The 16,736-nt window shown below is 56.2% G+C and carries 16 protein-coding genes and 1 pseudogene; 8 read left to right on the top strand and 9 right to left on the bottom strand.

What is annotated here, in order from left to right; translation table 11 throughout:
* Positions 1-423 (bottom strand): hypothetical protein, encoded by a 423-nt coding sequence (locus AC0V6L_RS04520; protein ID WP_486153191.1) that lies wholly within the window; start codon positions 421-423, stop codon positions 1-3.
* Positions 424-464: 41 nt separating this feature from the next.
* Between AC0V6L_RS04520 and AC0V6L_RS04515 the strand changes: the two genes are divergently transcribed.
* Complete coding sequence (locus AC0V6L_RS04515; protein WP_486153190.1) at positions 465-1,919, top strand: amidohydrolase; 1,455 nt, start codon at positions 465-467, stop codon at positions 1,917-1,919.
* Positions 1,920-1,926: 7 nt separating this feature from the next.
* Here the strand turns inward: AC0V6L_RS04515 and AC0V6L_RS04510 are convergent, their stop codons facing one another.
* Positions 1,927-2,358, bottom strand: a complete 432-nt coding sequence (locus tag AC0V6L_RS04510) for a protein tyrosine phosphatase family protein (RefSeq protein WP_486153189.1) — start codon at positions 2,356-2,358, stop codon at positions 1,927-1,929.
* A 353-nt stretch (positions 2,359-2,711) separates the two neighbouring features.
* Here AC0V6L_RS04510 and AC0V6L_RS04505 point away from each other — a divergent pair, with 353 nt between their 5' ends.
* From AC0V6L_RS04505 to queC, 6 genes and pseudogenes are all read left to right on the top strand, one after another.
* A complete protein-coding gene (locus AC0V6L_RS04505; protein ID WP_486153188.1) occupies positions 2,712-3,485 on the top strand; it encodes a cold-shock protein in 774 nt (257 codons plus the stop codon).
* A gap of 143 nt (positions 3,486-3,628) precedes the next feature.
* On the top strand, positions 3,629-4,828 hold the full coding sequence (locus tag AC0V6L_RS04500) for an acetylornithine transaminase (RefSeq protein WP_486153187.1): 1,200 nt from the start codon (positions 3,629-3,631) through the stop codon (positions 4,826-4,828).
* A gap of 14 nt (positions 4,829-4,842) precedes the next feature.
* A pseudogene (gene argF, locus AC0V6L_RS04495) lies at positions 4,843-5,783 on the top strand (ornithine carbamoyltransferase).
* 82 nt (positions 5,784-5,865) lie between these two features.
* A complete protein-coding gene (gene hslO, locus AC0V6L_RS04490) occupies positions 5,866-6,792 on the top strand; it encodes an Hsp33 family molecular chaperone HslO (protein WP_486153186.1) in 927 nt (308 codons plus the stop codon).
* Positions 6,793-6,858: 66 nt separating this feature from the next.
* Positions 6,859-7,284, top strand: a complete 426-nt coding sequence (locus tag AC0V6L_RS04485) for a DUF3617 domain-containing protein (RefSeq protein ID WP_486153185.1) — start codon at positions 6,859-6,861, stop codon at positions 7,282-7,284.
* Between the two features lie 46 nt (positions 7,285-7,330).
* Positions 7,331-8,029: a 7-cyano-7-deazaguanine synthase QueC gene (queC, locus tag AC0V6L_RS04480; protein WP_486153184.1), complete on the top strand. Its 699-nt coding sequence runs from the start codon at positions 7,331-7,333 to the stop codon at positions 8,027-8,029.
* A gap of 120 nt (positions 8,030-8,149) precedes the next feature.
* Here queC and AC0V6L_RS04475 read toward each other — a convergent pair whose 3' ends face one another.
* Positions 8,150-8,293, bottom strand: coding sequence for a hypothetical protein (locus AC0V6L_RS04475; RefSeq protein WP_486153183.1), 144 nt, complete (start codon positions 8,291-8,293; stop codon positions 8,150-8,152).
* A 53-nt stretch (positions 8,294-8,346) separates the two neighbouring features.
* Here AC0V6L_RS04475 and AC0V6L_RS04470 point away from each other — a divergent pair, with 53 nt between their 5' ends.
* On the top strand, positions 8,347-8,526 hold the full coding sequence (locus AC0V6L_RS04470; protein ID WP_486153182.1) for a hypothetical protein: 180 nt from the start codon (positions 8,347-8,349) through the stop codon (positions 8,524-8,526).
* 598 nt (positions 8,527-9,124) lie between these two features.
* Here the strand turns inward: AC0V6L_RS04470 and AC0V6L_RS04465 are convergent.
* From AC0V6L_RS04465 to AC0V6L_RS04440, 6 genes are all read right to left on the bottom strand, one after another.
* Complete coding sequence (locus AC0V6L_RS04465; RefSeq protein ID WP_486153181.1) at positions 9,125-10,300, bottom strand: OmpA family protein; 1,176 nt, start codon at positions 10,298-10,300, stop codon at positions 9,125-9,127.
* 201 nt (positions 10,301-10,501) lie between these two features.
* Positions 10,502-10,966, bottom strand: coding sequence for a DUF2793 domain-containing protein (locus tag AC0V6L_RS04460; protein ID WP_486153180.1), 465 nt, complete (start codon positions 10,964-10,966; stop codon positions 10,502-10,504).
* Between the two features lie 16 nt (positions 10,967-10,982).
* Positions 10,983-13,157: a phage tail protein gene (locus tag AC0V6L_RS04455; protein ID WP_486153179.1), complete on the bottom strand. Its 2,175-nt coding sequence runs from the start codon at positions 13,155-13,157 to the stop codon at positions 10,983-10,985.
* An 11-nt stretch (positions 13,158-13,168) separates the two neighbouring features.
* Positions 13,169-13,591: a C40 family peptidase gene (locus AC0V6L_RS04450; protein ID WP_486153178.1), complete on the bottom strand. Its 423-nt coding sequence runs from the start codon at positions 13,589-13,591 to the stop codon at positions 13,169-13,171.
* 3 nt (positions 13,592-13,594) lie between these two features.
* Positions 13,595-14,401 (bottom strand): DUF2163 domain-containing protein, encoded by an 807-nt coding sequence (locus AC0V6L_RS04445; protein WP_486153177.1) that lies wholly within the window; start codon positions 14,399-14,401, stop codon positions 13,595-13,597.
* Positions 14,398-16,722, bottom strand: coding sequence for a DUF2460 domain-containing protein (locus AC0V6L_RS04440; RefSeq protein ID WP_486153176.1), 2,325 nt, complete (start codon positions 16,720-16,722; stop codon positions 14,398-14,400). The genes AC0V6L_RS04445 and AC0V6L_RS04440 overlap by 4 nt, the downstream gene beginning before the upstream one ends.
* Between the last annotated feature and the right edge of the window lie 14 nt (positions 16,723-16,736).

The raw sequence follows: 16,736 nt of genomic DNA, 5'->3' as shown, positions 1-16,736 counted from the left end.
TTATAACCGATTGATGGCATCGGCCCAAATGGCCGCATCATCAAGCTGAAGGCGAACGGGGCCAAAGCGTGCTTCATCCCGGCCCGGATCGACAATCAGCGCATCGACCTGTTCGCGCGCCTGCGCTGCGCCTGTCAGCACGCGGCCTGCAAATTGCCCGCCATGGCGTTTGATCACCATAATGCGCCCGGCATCATCGCGGACCAGGGCGGCATCGCCTTTGCGCGATACAGATATGCGAACAGGGTCAAATCCGTCCTCAACCTCGCCAGCGGCGCGTCGGACGACCTCATCATTATCAAGCGCAGGCTTTGCCCCAAGCCCCAGCCAGCGCGCCAGCCCATAAATCGCAAGGATCGCAGCAAGCGATCCGGCGAATATCAACAAAGGCGCCGGGATGTTCATCACAAAGCCAATTGGCATGGCGGATCAATTGCGGCAAGTTGCGGCTTAAGGAGAGACCGATGAAATCATTTGCCCGCCTGTGCGCCGCTGCTGCTTTGGTATCCATGACGGCGACAGCCGCCCCGCTGACCGCTGACAATCATTCAGCCAGCCTTGCGCCTGATCCTGTTATGCTGGTGTCAGCAGAGGCCAGCCGCACTGCGCGTGTTGCGCAAAGCCTGTGGGATTTTGCCGAGCTTGGCTATCTTGAAAACCGCTCCACCCAATTGCTGCAATCAGAGCTTTCCGCCGAAGGGTTCTCGGTTGAAGCGGGGATTGCGGATATTCCCACAGCCTTTGTCGCGGAATGGGGCGAAGGCGGCCCGGTGATCGCGATCCTTGCCGAAATGGACGCGCTGCCCGGCATCAACCAATCCGCATCGGCCAGCCGCGATCCGATTGACGGCAAACATGCAGGCCATGCCTGCGGGCACAATCTGTTTGGGGCAGGGTCGCTGACGGCGGCGATTGCGGTCAAGAAATGGCTGGAGGCCACCGGCACGCCGGGCCGGGTACGCTTGTACGGCACGCCCGCTGAAGAAGGCGGATCGGGCAAGGTCTATATGACGCGGGCCGGGATGTTCGATGATGTCGATATCGCGATCCACTGGCACGCCGATGATGAAAACAGCGCAGCGGCTCAAACCAGCCTTGCCAATCGTTCGGCCAAGTTTCGTTTTTCAGGCATTTCCGCCCATGCAGCCGGCGCACCGGAACGCGGGCGCTCCGCGCTTGATGGGGTGGAAGCGATGAACATGATGGCGAATATGCTGCATGAACATATGCCGCAGGATGCGCGCATGCACTATGTCATCACCAGCGGCGGCAATGCGCCCAATGTGGTGCCCGATTTTGCCGAGGTGTTCTACTATGTCCGCCATCCCGATCCCGATGGGGTCGAACAATTGTGGGCGCGGCTCGAAAACGCGGCGCGCGGCGCGGCAACAGGCACCGGCACCAAGGTCGAATGGGAAGTCATCCACGGCAACAACCCGCTGCTTGTCAATGAAGCTTTGGCCAAAGTGATGGATGCAAAATTGCGCATGGTGGGCGGGGTGGAATACACCGCAGACGAACGCGCATGGGCGCTTGATATCCAGAAATCGCTGGGGGATGCGGCAAAACCCTTGTCCAGCGCGCAGACGATTGGTGCTTATGGCAAAAGCCTGGGCTATGGCTCAACTGACGTGGGGGATGTGTCTTATGCCACGCCAACGGTGGGCGTTCGCACCGCCGCTTGGGTGCCCGGCACCAGCGCACATAGCTGGCAGGCAGTGGCAGCGAGCGGCCATTCGATCGGGCACAAAGGCGCGCAGGTCGCGGCTAAGGCGATGACGCTGATGGCGGTGGAACTGTACACCAATCCCGCTTTGCGCAAGGCGGCTCGGGCGGAATTTGATGCCGCGCGCGGGGCCGATTACACCTACAAATCGCTTTTGGGGGATCGCAATCCGCCGCTCGATTATCGCAAATGAGGCGGGCCTATTGGCCGCTGAGCATATCGAGCATGGGGCGAATGGGGCTGATATCATAGCCAGCCTGCATGGCCGCGCGAGTAATTTCATCGGGCGAACCGCCTGATTTCGCCTGCGCCAGCGCCCACAAAAACGTCGAACGCGTGCCCGACCGGCAATAGGCCAGCACCGGGCCATCTGCTGCGGCAAGTGTGTCGCACATTGCAGCGATCTGCGCCTCGCTGAAACCCGAATGGCCGATGGGTATGGCGGTGTAAGCGATGCCGGCATCACTGGCCGCCTGCGCAATCGCATCGCCTTGCGGTGCATCAGGTTCCTCGCCATCGGGGCGGTTGTTGACGATATGCGCGATGCCCGCCTCGCTCGCCGCGGCAACATCGGCAATCGTCAGCTGCGGGCTTGCAAACATAGTCTCGGCCAATTGTCTAAAATCGCTCATCGCATATGCACTTTCATGGTTGAGGGCCGCGCCGCTTTCAGCGAATCGCCCGCTTTCATTGCACCATGCGCGCAGCCATCAAGGGAGGCAATGGACAGGTCGCAAAGACCATTTGATGCGATAAAGCCCCCTAAAAACCCCCTAAAACCCCTCTATTGGGTTCGAAATTGTCACATATTCGCGCCATCTTTGGTTTGCAGGCTAAATCGTTCGCAAAGCTGTGCTTTGTGCGCTATGCCTTCCAGCATCGGCTATGCTCGGTTTCGTTGAGCGTATTACCGGCGACCGGCGCGGCACTGTCCCCGACCCCGGCGCATTTGAAAGCGGACAGGGTTAAAGGTACGAAGTGCGTTATGGGTTACGATAGGGGACGTCGGCGCGGCAAGGATAAGCGCGACGGTTTCGGCGAAGACGGTTTTGATCCGTTTGGTGGCGGTATGGACGGATACTCACCGCCCAGCGACTTTGGAAATGATCGCGGCGGTGATCGCTATGGCGGCGGGGGCGGTGGCACTCGCGGCGGCGGTGGTGATCGTTACAGCGGCGGCGGCGGAGGCGGTGATCGCTTCGGCGGCGGCGGTGGTGGTCGCGGCGGCCCTGGCGGCGGCGGCGGCGGCGGTTTCAACCGCATGCCCGCTCAGGTTGTCGGCACCGGCAAAGGCACAGTGAAATTCTTCAACGGCCAAAAAGGTTTCGGCTTTATCGCACAGGAAACCGGCGGCGAAGATGTGTTCGTGCACATCAGCGCGGTTGAACGGGCTGGCCTTGAAGGTCTGGCCGAAGGTCAGGAACTGGAATTCAACCTGGTTGATCGCGGCGGCAAAGTGTCTGCACAAGATCTTCAAATCATTGGCGACGTGATCGCGGCCCCTGCTGCTGACGCTGGCCCGCCCAAGCGTGAGCTGACCGGCGAAAAAGCAACTGGCACGGTTAAATTCTTCAATTCGATGAAGGGTTTCGGCTTTCTCGTGCGTGATGATGGCCAGCCGGATGCGTTCGTTCACATCAGCGCGGTCGAACGCTCTGGCCTTACCGCCATCAACGAAGGCGAACGGTTTGAATTTGACCTTGAAGTCGACCGACGGGGCAAACACTCTGCGGTCAATCTGGTGCCTGTTCAAAGCTAAAACGAACACTCACCAGACAGGCCGTTTCACCCGAATTGAGAGCGGCCATACAAAATTAGCGATGGCGGCTCTTTCAAAAAGGGTCGCCATTTGCTTTTGCGGATCAGGCGAACTCAAATTTACTCAATTGAATTGGATCACTCATGTCGATTAAGCCTCTCATGCCAGTTTACCCGCGTTGCGGCGTTCGGCCTGTAAGCGGGGATCACTGCCACCTGATTGACGAGGACGGCACGCGTTATCTCGATTTTGCCAGCGGCATTGCGGTCAATCTGCTTGGCCATTCGCACCAAGGGCTGATCTCTGCGATCCAGGAACAGGCGAGCACCCTGATGCATGTGTCCAACCTGTATGGCAGCCCGCAGGGCGAAAAGTTGGCGCAGCAATTGGTCGATCACACTTTTGCAGACACTGTGTTTTTCACCAATTCGGGCGCGGAAGCGGTCGAGGCGGCGATCAAATGCGCGCGGGCCTATCACCAGAATGCGGGCGATGCAGGCGATGCCAACCGGTTTGAACTGATCACATTTGCCAATGCCTTTCACGGGCGGACCATGGCGACCATCAGCGCGTCAAATCAGACGAAAATGCATCACGGATTTTCCCCGCTGCTTGACGGTTTCAAATATGCAGAATTTGATGATCTGGAAAGCGCAAAGGCGCTGATCGGGCCAAACACCGCAGGCTTTCTGGTTGAACCGATCCAGGGCGAAGGCGGCATCAGGCCCGCATCCGATGGCTTTATGAAAGGCTTGCGCGCTTTGTGTGATGAGCATGATCTGATGCTCGTCCTTGACGAAGTGCAATGCGGCATGGCCCGCACAGGCAAGCTGTATGCCCATGAACATTACGGGATTGAACCCGACATTCTCGCTACTGCCAAAGGGTTGGGCGGTGGCTTTCCGCTCGGCGCATTGCTGGCCACGGAAAAAGCAGCGCGCGGCATGACTTTTGGCACGCATGGATCAACCTATGGCGGCAATCCGCTCGGCATGGCGGCCGGCAGCGCAGTGCTGGATGCGGTTGGAAACGAAGAATTTCTCGCCTCTGTCCGCGACAAGGGCGAACGGATACGCACACGGTTGGAACAGTTTATCGGCAATTATCCCGATCTGTTTGAGTTGGTGCGGGGCAAAGGCCTGATGCTGGGCATCAAGATGAAAGTCGAAAGCCGCCCGTTCTTTGTCCATCTTCGCGACAATCATCAATTGCTGACTGTGGCCGCCGGCGATCAGACCCTGCGGGTGATCCCGCCTTTGGTAATTGACGACGCGGAAATTGACGAGTTTTTCGACAAGCTATCCGCAGGGGCAGCCAGCTTTACTGTGCCAGAGCCTGCATAATGGCCAGCGAACCGATGGATCTGGCGCCCAATGTGCAAAGCTTCCTTGATCTGGAAGATGCAGGCGCGGATGCGCTAGCGGCCATGCTGTCCGATGCAATTGATCGCAAAGCGGCTCGTAAGGGCATGCCCAAGGGTGCCGCTGATAAAGACGCGCCTTTGGCGGGCCGCGTTCTGGCACTGGTGTTTGAGAAAAATTCCACTCGCACCCGCGTCAGCTTTGATATCGCCATGCGCCAATTGGGCGGCAGCGTGCTGATTTTGGAAGCCGGATCAAGCCAGCTGGGCCGGGGGAAAGCATCGCGGACACAGCCCGCGTACTGAGCCGCATGGTCGATGGCATCATGCTGCGGACCGATGATCATGCCAAGATTGAGCAGATGGCCGAGCATTCTTTCGTCCCTGTCATCAATGGCCTGACAGACCGATCGCATCCGTGCCAGATCGTCGCTGATCTTTTGACGCTTGCAGAGCATGGCAAGGCGCTGCCGGGACTGGAGCTGGCGTGGTTTGGCGATGGCAACAATGTGCTGCATTCGGTGCTGGAAGCGGCGGGATTGTTCAAATTCAACGTGCGAGTGGCCGTGCCAGCCGGGTTTGAACCGGATGCTGAATTTGTAGAAAAAGCGCGCGCGGGCGGATCCTTGGTTACGATCACGCAGGATGCTGCTGCTGCTGCGCGCGGGGCCGATGTTCTGGTCACAGACACCTGGATTTCCATGGGTCAGGCCGATGCCGACGAAAAACGCGCGGCGATGGCCCCCTTTCAGGTGAACAGCGCGCTGATGGCGCTGGCAAAACCGGATGCGGTGTTTTTGCATTGCCTGCCCGCCCATGTGGGCGAGGAAGTGAGCGAGGAGGTTTTTGAAAGCGCTCAATCGCTCGTTTTTGACGAGGCTGAGAACCGCATTCACGCGCAGAAATCGGTGCTGCTTTGGGCGTTTGGCCTGTTGTAGGCAGAGGTTTTGGCGAGGCGGGGTGCGGGAGAAGCGGTGAAAGCCCCTTCTCCTTCGCCGTCCTCGTCACCATATTGCCGCGATGGCAAATCCATCTGAAACCCTGACAGAAACCTTCGCCGATAAATTGCTCGGCTTCACGATCCCATCGCGCAATGTACGCGGCCGCGCTGTGCGTTTGGATGGCCTGGTCAATGATGTGCTGTCAGCGCACGATTACCCTGCGCCCATAACGCATCTCTTGGGCGAGGCGCTGGTGCTGGGCGCGCTGATGGGCGGCCTGCTAAAAGGCGAGGGGGAAGAAGCGCAATTGACCATGCAAGCGCAAACGCAATCGGGCGCCGTATCGCTGCTGGTGTGCGATTTTCGCGGCGGGGAAATGCGCGGCTATGCCGATTTCGACGCAAAAGCGCTCGAAAACCTGGGCGCAAACCCGCCGCTTTCTGCTCTGTTTGGGGAGGGATACCTGGCGATCACATTCGAAACTGGCGCAGATCAGCGGTATCAGGGGATTGTCCCGCTCGAAGGGGACACATTGGCGCAGGCCGTAGAGACCTATTTCAGCCAATCAGAACAATTGCCGACTTTGGTGCGCGTCGCCAGCCAATCGAGTGGGGAAGGGCGGCTGGCGGCAGGGCTGCTGATCCAGCATCTGGCCGACGGCGAAGAGGGGCGCGAGCGGCTGCATGTTCGCATGGACCATCCCGATTGGGAGCATGCATCGACCATGGCGGCATCAATCAGCCACGATGAACTGGTCGATCAAAGCCTATCCATGGAAGGGATCGTGTGGCGATTGTTCCACGAAGAGAACGAGGTGCGCATCCAGCCGGGCGCGAGCCTGACGCGCGGATGCCGCTGCAGCGCGGACTATTACGCCTCAGTCATCGCCCGTTTTCCCGAAGCTGAGCGAGCAGAAATGCGAAACGATGAAGGGATCATCGCAGTGGATTGCGCGTTTTGTTCAAAGGTGTTTGAACTGGGTGAAGCTCAATTCATCGTTAATTAAGAACGCTTCGTCGATACACGCTAAGATATGCAATCATCTTTGGGGCTTTTGAGCAAAAGAAACCGAATGTTCTTTAAACAGCCAAAATTTCTTGTGACCGCGGCGATTGGTGCCGGGCTCGTATTGGGCTCAGGTACAGCTGCGGCTGTCGCACAAAGCGCTGGCGGGGAGCTGGAAATGCTCGGGAGCCTGGCCAAGGGCGAATGGACGATCAAATTTCGAGATGGCTCGGCAGATCGCAAGATTTGCGTCAAAACGGGTCAGGAATTGATCCAACTGCGCCATACCCGTTCAGATTGCAGCCAGTTTGTGGTGAATGACAGCGCATCGCGAGCAACAGTGCAATATACCTGCCGCGGCGATGGCTATGGACGCACGGACCTGCGCCGTGAAAGTCGCGATCTGGTGCAGGTAGAAAGTCAGGGGATTGCTGGCGGCGCTCCCTTCCAGTTCGCTGCCGAAGCACGCCGGACGGGCAATTGCGCGCCATAAATTTGGGCATTGTAAGTTGCCCATACCCGGCTAATCCGGGTGCGCAATGACCGAACAAAAAACGCCACTCTCTCCGCCCATAGCCGTTGTCCTGCTTTCAGGCGGGCTGGACTCAATGGTAACGGCCGCGCTCGCCCAAGAACAGGGCTTCCAGGTGCATGCACTAACGCTTGATTATGGCCAGCGCCACAGGCGAGAGCTAGGTGCGGCCAAGCGCATCGTCAAAGAGCTCAAATTGGCAAATCACACCGAACTCAGCCTAGATTTAAGAGCCTTTGGAGGTTCTGCGCTGACTGATGCGATTGATGTGCCAAAAATTGGAGTGGGAGAGGATATTCCGGTCACTTATGTGCCGGCGAGAAACCTGGTCTTTCTTGCCTTGACAACAGCTTGTGCGGAAGCGGCCGGGGCGAGGGATATTTTCATCGGCGTCAACGCACTCGATTACTCAGGCTATCCCGACTGCAGACCGGAGTTTATTTCAAGTTTTGCGGAAACTGCGCGATTGGGCACCAAAGCTGGCGTCGAAGGGCAACCTTTTTCAATCCATGCGCCGCTTCAGCATCACACTAAGTCTGATATTGCAAAAGAGACGGAGCGGCTTGGTTTAGACCCCGCCTGGAGCTGGTCTTGCTACGATCCAACCCGCGAAGGTTTGGCCTGCGGCCTGTGCGATTCGTGCCGATTGCGCAGAAAGGGTTTTGCTGAAGCGCAAGTCAAGGATAGCACACTTTATTCAGCCTGACGCTGGGCCGGTTCGCGATTGCATGAATAGGAGAATGCGTGTGAAGCAATTTGGTCTGGCGAAGCAACGCCGGAGCCTGCTCAAGTAGATCAGCCTGTGGCAGCTTACACTTTGTACGCCTTAAGCGTACTCGTGCGGGTTAATGTGCTTAATTTCGTAGATCGGCAGTTTCTTTTGATACTGGCGAATGACATCAAGGCGGATCTCGGCGTTGACGATTCCTATTTTGGTTTCCTCTTCGGCACCGCTTTCGCCGTATTTCATTCTCTATTGGGGTCCCCCTCGGCAAACTGGGCGATATTTGGAAACGGGCTCGTTTGTTGACAATAAGCCTAACTCTATGGTCAGCAATGACTGCTTTGTCCGGATTGGCAAAGAATGCCACCGCTTTGACTGTCGCTAGACTAGGCGTTGGCGTGGGAGAGGCGACTGCAGGTCCATCTGCATATACCTTGATATCTGATTGGCTTCCCGCTCGTTCACGCGCAACGGCGTGAGCGATCAATTCGTCTGGACTTTACCTGGGCGGCGGTCTTACGCTCCTGATCGGGGCCTTGATTCTCGAAAATTTGAACGCTGCGTATCCGGCGAGCGAGCGGCCCCTCGGAATTGTCGGTTGGCAAGCGGCCTTCCTATCGGTTGGGCTTCCTGGAATTGTCCGAGCTGCTTTTGTTTTGAAGCTGCGGGAGCGAGTACGAGGTGTAATAGATGGAGCCTCCTCGCCTGAAGATCCACGACCGTTCAACGGCTTCTTCAAGGTCTAATCCAAGCAATTCGAGACCTTACGATCTTCATACGTATCCGCCAGAAACGGTGACGATCCGTCACGAGGGGTCTATCAAGCCTGGTTGTCGCGCCGCTGGGCCTAGCTACCCATCTTGGCTCTTTGGCTTGTGCCATAGGCAATGGAGACGATTTCGGAGCGAGCCCGGTCTGCAGGTGAGCCCATCTGATATCAGCGGAAGAATTTGTTGGGCGTTACATATGATGAAGGCAACGCCTTTCTTTGTGATTTCGCCCATTAAACCAAACACAAAAAAGGGAGCCAAGCTATAAACTTGGCCCCCTTCTTTGTTTCAGCAAAGCTTCGTGTTCTTACATGCCCGAGCCCGGACCGTAGGAAACTTCAACTCGGCGGTTTTGCGGCTCGCGCACACCGTCTGCTGTCGGAACTTTAGGTTGGCTTTCGCCAAACGCGTTGGCGCTAATGCGAGTTCCTGGGACGCCTTTACCAGTAAGATAAGTGCGAACAGAAGCGTTACGACGCTCTGCCAAGCCCACATTGTAGCTTACACTGCCCGAACGGTCAGCGTGGCCAGCAAGCATAACACTTGCATTACCGCAGTTTGCGTAGGCTGTCACAGCTGCGTCGAGCACTGTTGTAGCATCCGCTGTCAACACCGACTCATCCCAGTCGAAGAACACAATGTAAGGACCTGTGTTGCAAACCGGAGCCGGCGGTGGCGGCGGCGGCGGTGGTGGAGGCGGTGGAGGCGGCGGTGGTGGAGGCGGTGGCGGTGGAGGCGGTGGTGGAGGTGCTTCGCCGCCAAAGTTATAAATGATCGAACCCATCAATGAGTGCGAGCTGATCCCGGACGAGAGATCAAACCCACGCGTATCGATGATATTCACATCGTCAGCGTTAAAGTAGCGATACTTCAAGCCAGCATCCCAGCTGTCATTCAGCGGTGCACGGATGCCTGCGAGGATCTGCCAAGCAAGGCCTGTGTCCGAATCGTCAAACGCTCCGGGCCCGCCCAAGAAAGCAGTTCCGTTCACGTCAACGCGCGCGACACCGATACCGGCGCCTGCAAAAGCCTGAACGCCGTCATCTGGACCGAAATCAAACAAGCCATTGAGCATAAAGCTCAACGCGTTGAATTCGCCAGCAGCGGGAAGTGTGGTGCCAGAAAAGGCCCCGGTTGGGAACGTTGTAGTGGTCGTGCCTGGCGCAAGAATTTGCAGCCCGGCAGAACCAGCTGACAGTTCGTCCAAGTTTGCAGCACGATAGCTGGCTTCGGCTTCCAAGCGGAAGGAGCCGAAGTCATGACCGACAGCAGCACCAAAATCATAACCTGGATCGAAATCAGCGATTGCATCACCGGGGGCTTCGAATGCAGCTCCGCCTGATGTTCCCGCGATATCGAAATCAACGTCTTCGACGATCATGGCTCCGCCGTCACCTTGGATATACCATTGCCCATCACGGGCCATGGCTGGCGCGGTGAGCGCGGTGGAGGCCATCGCCATACCTATGACGAAATTGCGCATTTTTATAATTCCCCTTTTATTTAGATGGAGGCTCGATGGTCCTCTAACTTCTCCCTACCGCAGTGGCAAGCGGACATTCTGTCCAAACTGTTGCATCTTTGCCGCTAACCCTTGCTCGCTGAGAAAAAACGACGGAAAACCGGTGGGTCTTAGGTTGTTTAGTGGCTTTGAAACCGCTGGCCAAGTATCTTCGATACACGGCTAAGACGTCGTATCAGCAAAAACACCGGCCTCTCTTAAAACTTCGATAAGATGGTTCACAGTGGCTCGTGCTTCTACGTCTACTACACTCCCGCCAGTGGGTGGGCTCGGTTCGGATGCGAATTCCCAAGACGAACGATAAAAGGCGTATTGTCCAGTCTCACGATCAAAAACTGACATACCTTCGATCGGATCAATAAATCGCCATGCACCCGCGATCCGCAACGCAAGCGTATCGTCTTGTCCGGCCCAATCACCTGCCGCAGGGTTCAATACAAGAAAACTATCGCCATCACTTGAGCTTGATGGCGGCACGGATCTAGACGCATTGATCGTTCTTGGCAGCAGGGCATCAATCATCGTGAACGTCTCGTTCACGAAGGGCTCTTTTTGCGCTTGGCCAGAGAAGAGAAGCGGAAACGAGAAATTTCTGCTTTCAGAAGCGAATGAGAATGGTTCAGACATTATGGTCTCCTGGGATTTAGGCGAGAGTGTCTAGCAACAGCGCTGGTGACTGGGCGTAAGTGCCGATTTGTTTGACCCACAAATCGCTAGGCCCGAAATCGGCGATGAGCTGATCGTTCACCGGGCCGGAAATGGAAAATCTATTAGTTTGTGAGTTCCAAGTTGCGTGCGGCGTAGCAACTGGCCCGAAGCCGATCAGGTATGATTCCTGTTCTTCGACGAGCGGCGTTTCAACGCTATTTTCCCAGCGCCACGCTCCCCGAGCCCGCCGAGCCCAGCAGTAGGTTATTGTGCCATCGCTTTTGGTTGAAGCGCGCGGGTGGACGGGCGTCGGCGGTCTAAGCGACAGTCCAGGGTTTTGAAATTCGGTGATTGCTGCGTCTGTATCGGCCGGGCCAATCGCGGCTATACGAGTGGACTGATCGGCTGGCACGAGTGCGGGGTCCAGCGATGTGATGCGGTTGTCCAAGAGAGTTATATCTGTCCCTATCGCGTGACCAGCTAACGCATAGTCCTCGGTACCCGCCCGCCCGCGCAGCAGCCCTGACAATCTCCAGCGGTTGCCGCCTATTGATTCGGCATGCATAAACTGCATTATTTCTGCGCCAACTAACAGCTGGTTGGCTCCAGATGCCAATCCTGCGATACTGGTTTCTTCGAAGTTCAAATCGCTCGCGGGCAGTTGGACTTCCAACGAACTGGAGGGCTCGATCATTAACGATTGTGAGCTAGAAAGCGCAGTGACCAGCGAGCCGGAAATCGCTCGTCTACTCCCTGAAGTCCCGATTGGGATCAGCGATCCGTTCTGCTCAACATACAATGAAGCGCCAGGCCACGCAGAACCTGATGACGTCGCAGCTGCATAAATGACCCGCTGCGATGAATTACCGGTTGCGGATTGGGGCACTTCGACCGCGCGCAATATGGTCGGGGTCAGCGCGATGTCGGCCGCAATTTTTGCGGTTCCGGAAGCGGATCCGACGGCATTAGCGAGTTCAGGCGCTACGCGCTGAAGGGTATATTCGATGCCGCGCTCGTACCATTCCCAAGCGGCCACTTGCCAGACCCCCGAATAGTCGGGGAGCTTAACAAACGCACCTGGGCCGATTGCTGGATCCAATTCAAATGTGCGCCATGTGATCTGTTCCTGAAGCCATCTTGACCGGTGCGCCTTTGAATTGACCAATTGCTTTGCGCCCTCAGCAGTGATCGTGGCTGGCAAATCAATCATGACTTCACTCCCACCGCCTCGCCGGCCCAATGCCCTCTGAACGCCTGGTTGGTAGTCGAGTTCTTCATCATAATAACGAAGTGAGATTGGTTCTCGAGCGGCAAGTTCCCCGCGTTGTCGGTGCCTTTCGTCAGCGTCGGCGGCGTCTAAAGCCATTTGCTCGGGCAAAAATGGCACTGATTCAGCAACCGCACCCAGAGATTGCACGGTCACTCCGTCTAAACTGCTGATAGCAACAAGTGGATAGACGCGATCAATTGCCGTTAGCGCGCTTGATACGGGGCCGCCTTCGTCGGCGAAACCGAGCGCATGCTCAAGGATTGCATGGTTTTGCGAATCCTGATTTGATGGCACGATATCTGAAAGTGAGACTTGCGCATCATCCAGCCCAAACACTTCGAAAGTCAGTGCTGGAATGCGATTGCCAAATTCTTCGAGCTGCAAGTCTTCAAAGACAATATAAGCGCAATCTCTGAATGCAGGAGCATCAGCGCCAAGCTCCGCCTCTATCAAAGGGTCGGCGTTGTCGTCGCCGCTGCCCAGATAAAGACGAACTGATCCTCCGACTTTAAGATCACCTTCCGCACCGCGAAGCAAATCGCCGTCGGCCCATATTCGTCCGACATCGGAGATCGGAGTGCTGGAAATGGCAACGGCGAATGAGACTGTGTAGCTGTAGTTGGTTCTGGATGGCTGTCCCTTGCCGCCTTGGGTCTCTGAACTTTCGGCGAGGTCGGTTGCCCAGATAATCGTGCCAGCAACGCGCATTCGACCAAAGCGTCGCGGGATTGCCTGGCCATAGCTAGACGTAGTCACCGAAAGCTCGGTGAGGCGCGGCCCTTCAATTGATCCGCCTCCAAATACCGCTTGATCGACTTGCCGGCCGATAAGGCCACCGATCGCAGATCCAAAGGGGCCCGCAACGGCAGATCCGACAGCTGAAAGAACTAGAGTTGCCAAGGTCAAACCTTTCAATTCTGAGCAAGTCGCCACGACATGATCAAGTTGAGTGAAGAAACATCCAGAGATTGAACGACGACTCGTCGCAATCCGGCATGCGCGTGAATGTAAGTGTTCTGCGTGTTGCAGATAATGAGGTGCTGCTGCGCGGGACCAGGGCTGATCAATAGGACGTCCCCGGGCCGAATTTCGTCACAAGCCGGGACAAGGCCGCATTGTGACGCTTGCTCTAACCAACTTTCTACCGCCGTGTTTCGGAAACGGTAGCCGTGAATGGGTGAGGGGTGTATTCCTATTGCTTGGAGGCTCGCATGCACCAATCCTACACAATCCAAGCCCGTTTTCGGGTCTCTGCCTTGAAGCCGAAAGGGTGTTCCGATAAGCTCCCTCGCGGCAGCTACGAGGTGCTCCCCATCGGTGGTTGATTTTGTCAAATTCTAGCCGTGCCGCGCTAATAGGTCATTGCCCGGGAGATGAGGCTCACCGCGAAAATTGACGATATTGTCAAATCGTGATGCACAGGCTGAGTGGGTGTGATCGCAGCCTTCTCTGATCTCGGCTTTGGTTCCGATCTGCGTGCCTTCTTTTAAGGGTCTGTCGAGCAGCAGGCTCGCTCCGTCGGTTGCAACGATCCCGAAGACAATGCCTGTTTGCGGTCCATCTAAAAACCGAACTTGACCATCGGCATAATCACTTGTGTTCAAGCTATCGAATTCGATATTGTTGGCATCAAAGTCGATGGCTGAAAGCGTTCTGATAGTCGTAAAACGCTGTGATGAAAGGCCGCATCTTGGGCCACAGAACTCAGCTCTGCAGGTTGGGCTAGTGCGAGGTACAAGGTCGCGAGAAAGCACAGACTTTGCTGAGCGCAGTTCGGCTGTGAAGCCGCGAGTATCATCTTTGATCGATCCGATTTTCCCGGAATAGAGAATTCGGTTCTCAAGAGTTTCCCAATCAACCGCGCCAACCTCAATCGACGCATTGTCAAACAGCCCTGCAGACAAATCCTTTTCGCGAATGGCATCGTGCGTCAACATGCCTTCCACTTCAGCATTGTCATCGGTCAAGTCGGATGTCAGCCGAATGGCTGCAGGCACCATCCCGGGTGCAGCGTGATGGCGTATTCCATCAAACACAATGTCCCGATCATGGCTTGTAAATGCGAGTGCAACCCCGTCTGGCCTGTAGAGGCGCCAGATCATAGCGACCGTATCCAGCTCCCGATCAAAAAACACACGGGTCATGCAACCTCCCGCAGCTCGATCAAGGGAACGCTCGGCGCTTCGCCCGCAGTGAAATTGACCCCGGAGATGTCTATCCGGTCCTCTGCAAACCGAACCGGCACATCAAAAAGAAAGCCAGCGCGTATGTCGGCTCCTGATGCGGGAGCGGCGTTGAACCTGAGTGCACCTGTCGGGCTAATCGTCCACCCTGTCACCTGTTCACCATCTATGCTCACGCTGACAGTGCTATGCCTTGGACGGGTTATGGGGCGCAGCTGAGGATCCTCGCCTGATCCATACGCTTTGACCAATTGGAAATCTGTTTTATGCCCGTCGCCAGTGCCGATTTTTTGATCCAGCATCGTAGGAGAACCCGTCATACCATTAGAGCTGTGATCGTAGGGGTCGCTGATCAAAAACCCTTTGGCAGCGCCGCGGCGAGCGCGGAAGAACGCGATCAGCTCTGCAAGCTCTGCTTCGGACCGAATGCCTGGTCCCACGTCAAAGTGGATCCGCGCATCCGACCACAAGGAATTGCGTCGTTCGTGACCTGACGCTGTTACAGAAACAGACGTTGAAAATTCGGGGGCAACTGCCGTGCCTCTACCAAGGGCAAAAGGGTAAAGCACGTCATCAATGGCTTGCATATTCTCTTCCTCACTAGAAGCTAGGCGGGTGTATCCATCGCGGCATATCTGCGGCATGGCCCACACATATCTGCGCGACACGCCGCGCGCGGCTGCCTCATCGAGGCCAATATCGATGTGAGCCCAATATGGCTCTGCATCTTCGGCATTGAGGACAAATCCCGACAGGTAATCTTGATCGGCAAGGGGATAACCGAGACGGTCATCGACAAAAGCGTAGGCATCTCTTCTGGAAGCTGCCGCGCCCGCCGTAAGCCAATCATAGTCTTCCAGTTGCAGCCTATCAAAAGCGGGCTTTGCCCAACCTAACGGAAGGTTGGCGCGGTGCAATTCGGGCATTTCAGGATCGAGAATTGTGGGCGTGAATGCCAGCAGCAATATCTCCGCAGAATTGGTGGCTGCGCTGCGGATTGAAGCGGTTAGATCCGCTGTCGACTGCGCGAGCATGGCCCCAGCACTGTCAAGCAAGTCCATCTGTTGCTGTGATAGCGCGGCCCGCATGTCATTGATCGCTGGTGCGTTTTCGCCAAAAGCCAATTTTGCGGCATCATCGTACAAGCAGATCTCGCCTGCTGTTGTAACCCACCACCAGGGCTCGCCTATTTGAAAGCGAACTGGCTGACCGGCGTTTTCCAGCAAGTCGACAAATTCTGCCGCACTGTTTGCAACCCAACTCATCGCATCACTATTCGCAGGCGATAACAAGCTTGATGGTGGAACCCATCCAGTAAGAGCGGGATCTCCGTTTGCGGTCCGCTGTTTCCAGCTATCTGGGCAATACGCGTTGAACAGCTCGTAAGAAATCGAAGCGATCACTTCCAGATCGAACACTCGCGCCTCTTCAAACAAGTGCGCGTGCCAAACACGAGCCGGCTCACAAAGCGTGCCTGCTTGATCAGCCAGTAAAGATCCATCCCCTTGACGCTCGAGCCGCATAAAATGGCTCATCCCAACATAGTGAACGATGTCTTCCCGATATCCCAGTCCGATGGTGTTTCGCACCAAACGCGCCGGAGTTTGGTTGTAAGCGTCGTCAAACGCCGTTGCCATGCGTTCGCCGTGCACGGGTGTGCGCACGTCACCGATTTCGATCATGGCATTTTTGCCGTCGGCATTGATTTGAGAGATGGTGACGCGTCCATTTGCGCGCTGGCTCAATGGCAAATCGCTTCCAGCGACATAACCAGGGGCGACAATCGAAATGAACATCCGATCAATATCAGCAGCGTTTATCGGTATGCCGGGAAGCCCATACCCGCTTTCAAGTTGTGAAAACGGAAGCGTAATGATGGCGTTTTCTGGGTCACCAGATGCGTAGTTCCAAAGCCTCACATACCAAGTCTGCGACTGACCTAGTGCGTCGCGCCCTTCAATGGTCAATGTCGGACCGAATGGTTGATCGAGTGGTACAGTATTGGTGGACTGCCAGCGAAAACTCAGCGTGGTGTGCGAGTAGTCTTTGCTGGTTGTGTAAGCCAAAAGGGGATGGTCAAGCGTATCCACACTTTCCCAAATCAGACCCACCAATTCACCTTCGTGGTGGAGTTCAAGATCGACCTGCAAAGAATCCGGCCCGGTCGAAACAACGGAAGCCATTGCGGGACGCGGGAAATTGACGGTCCAAAAACGCGGGTCAAAGCGCTGAATGTAGCTCGATTCTTGTGAATGGCGTTTTTTCGCAAGCCAGAAAGCCATTAAATTTCTCCGCT

It is taken from the genome of Erythrobacter sp. JB1-15, from assembly GCF_057365035.1.
Note: the sequence above shows the minus strand (reverse complement) of the source record. Positions and strands in the feature narration are given on the sequence as shown.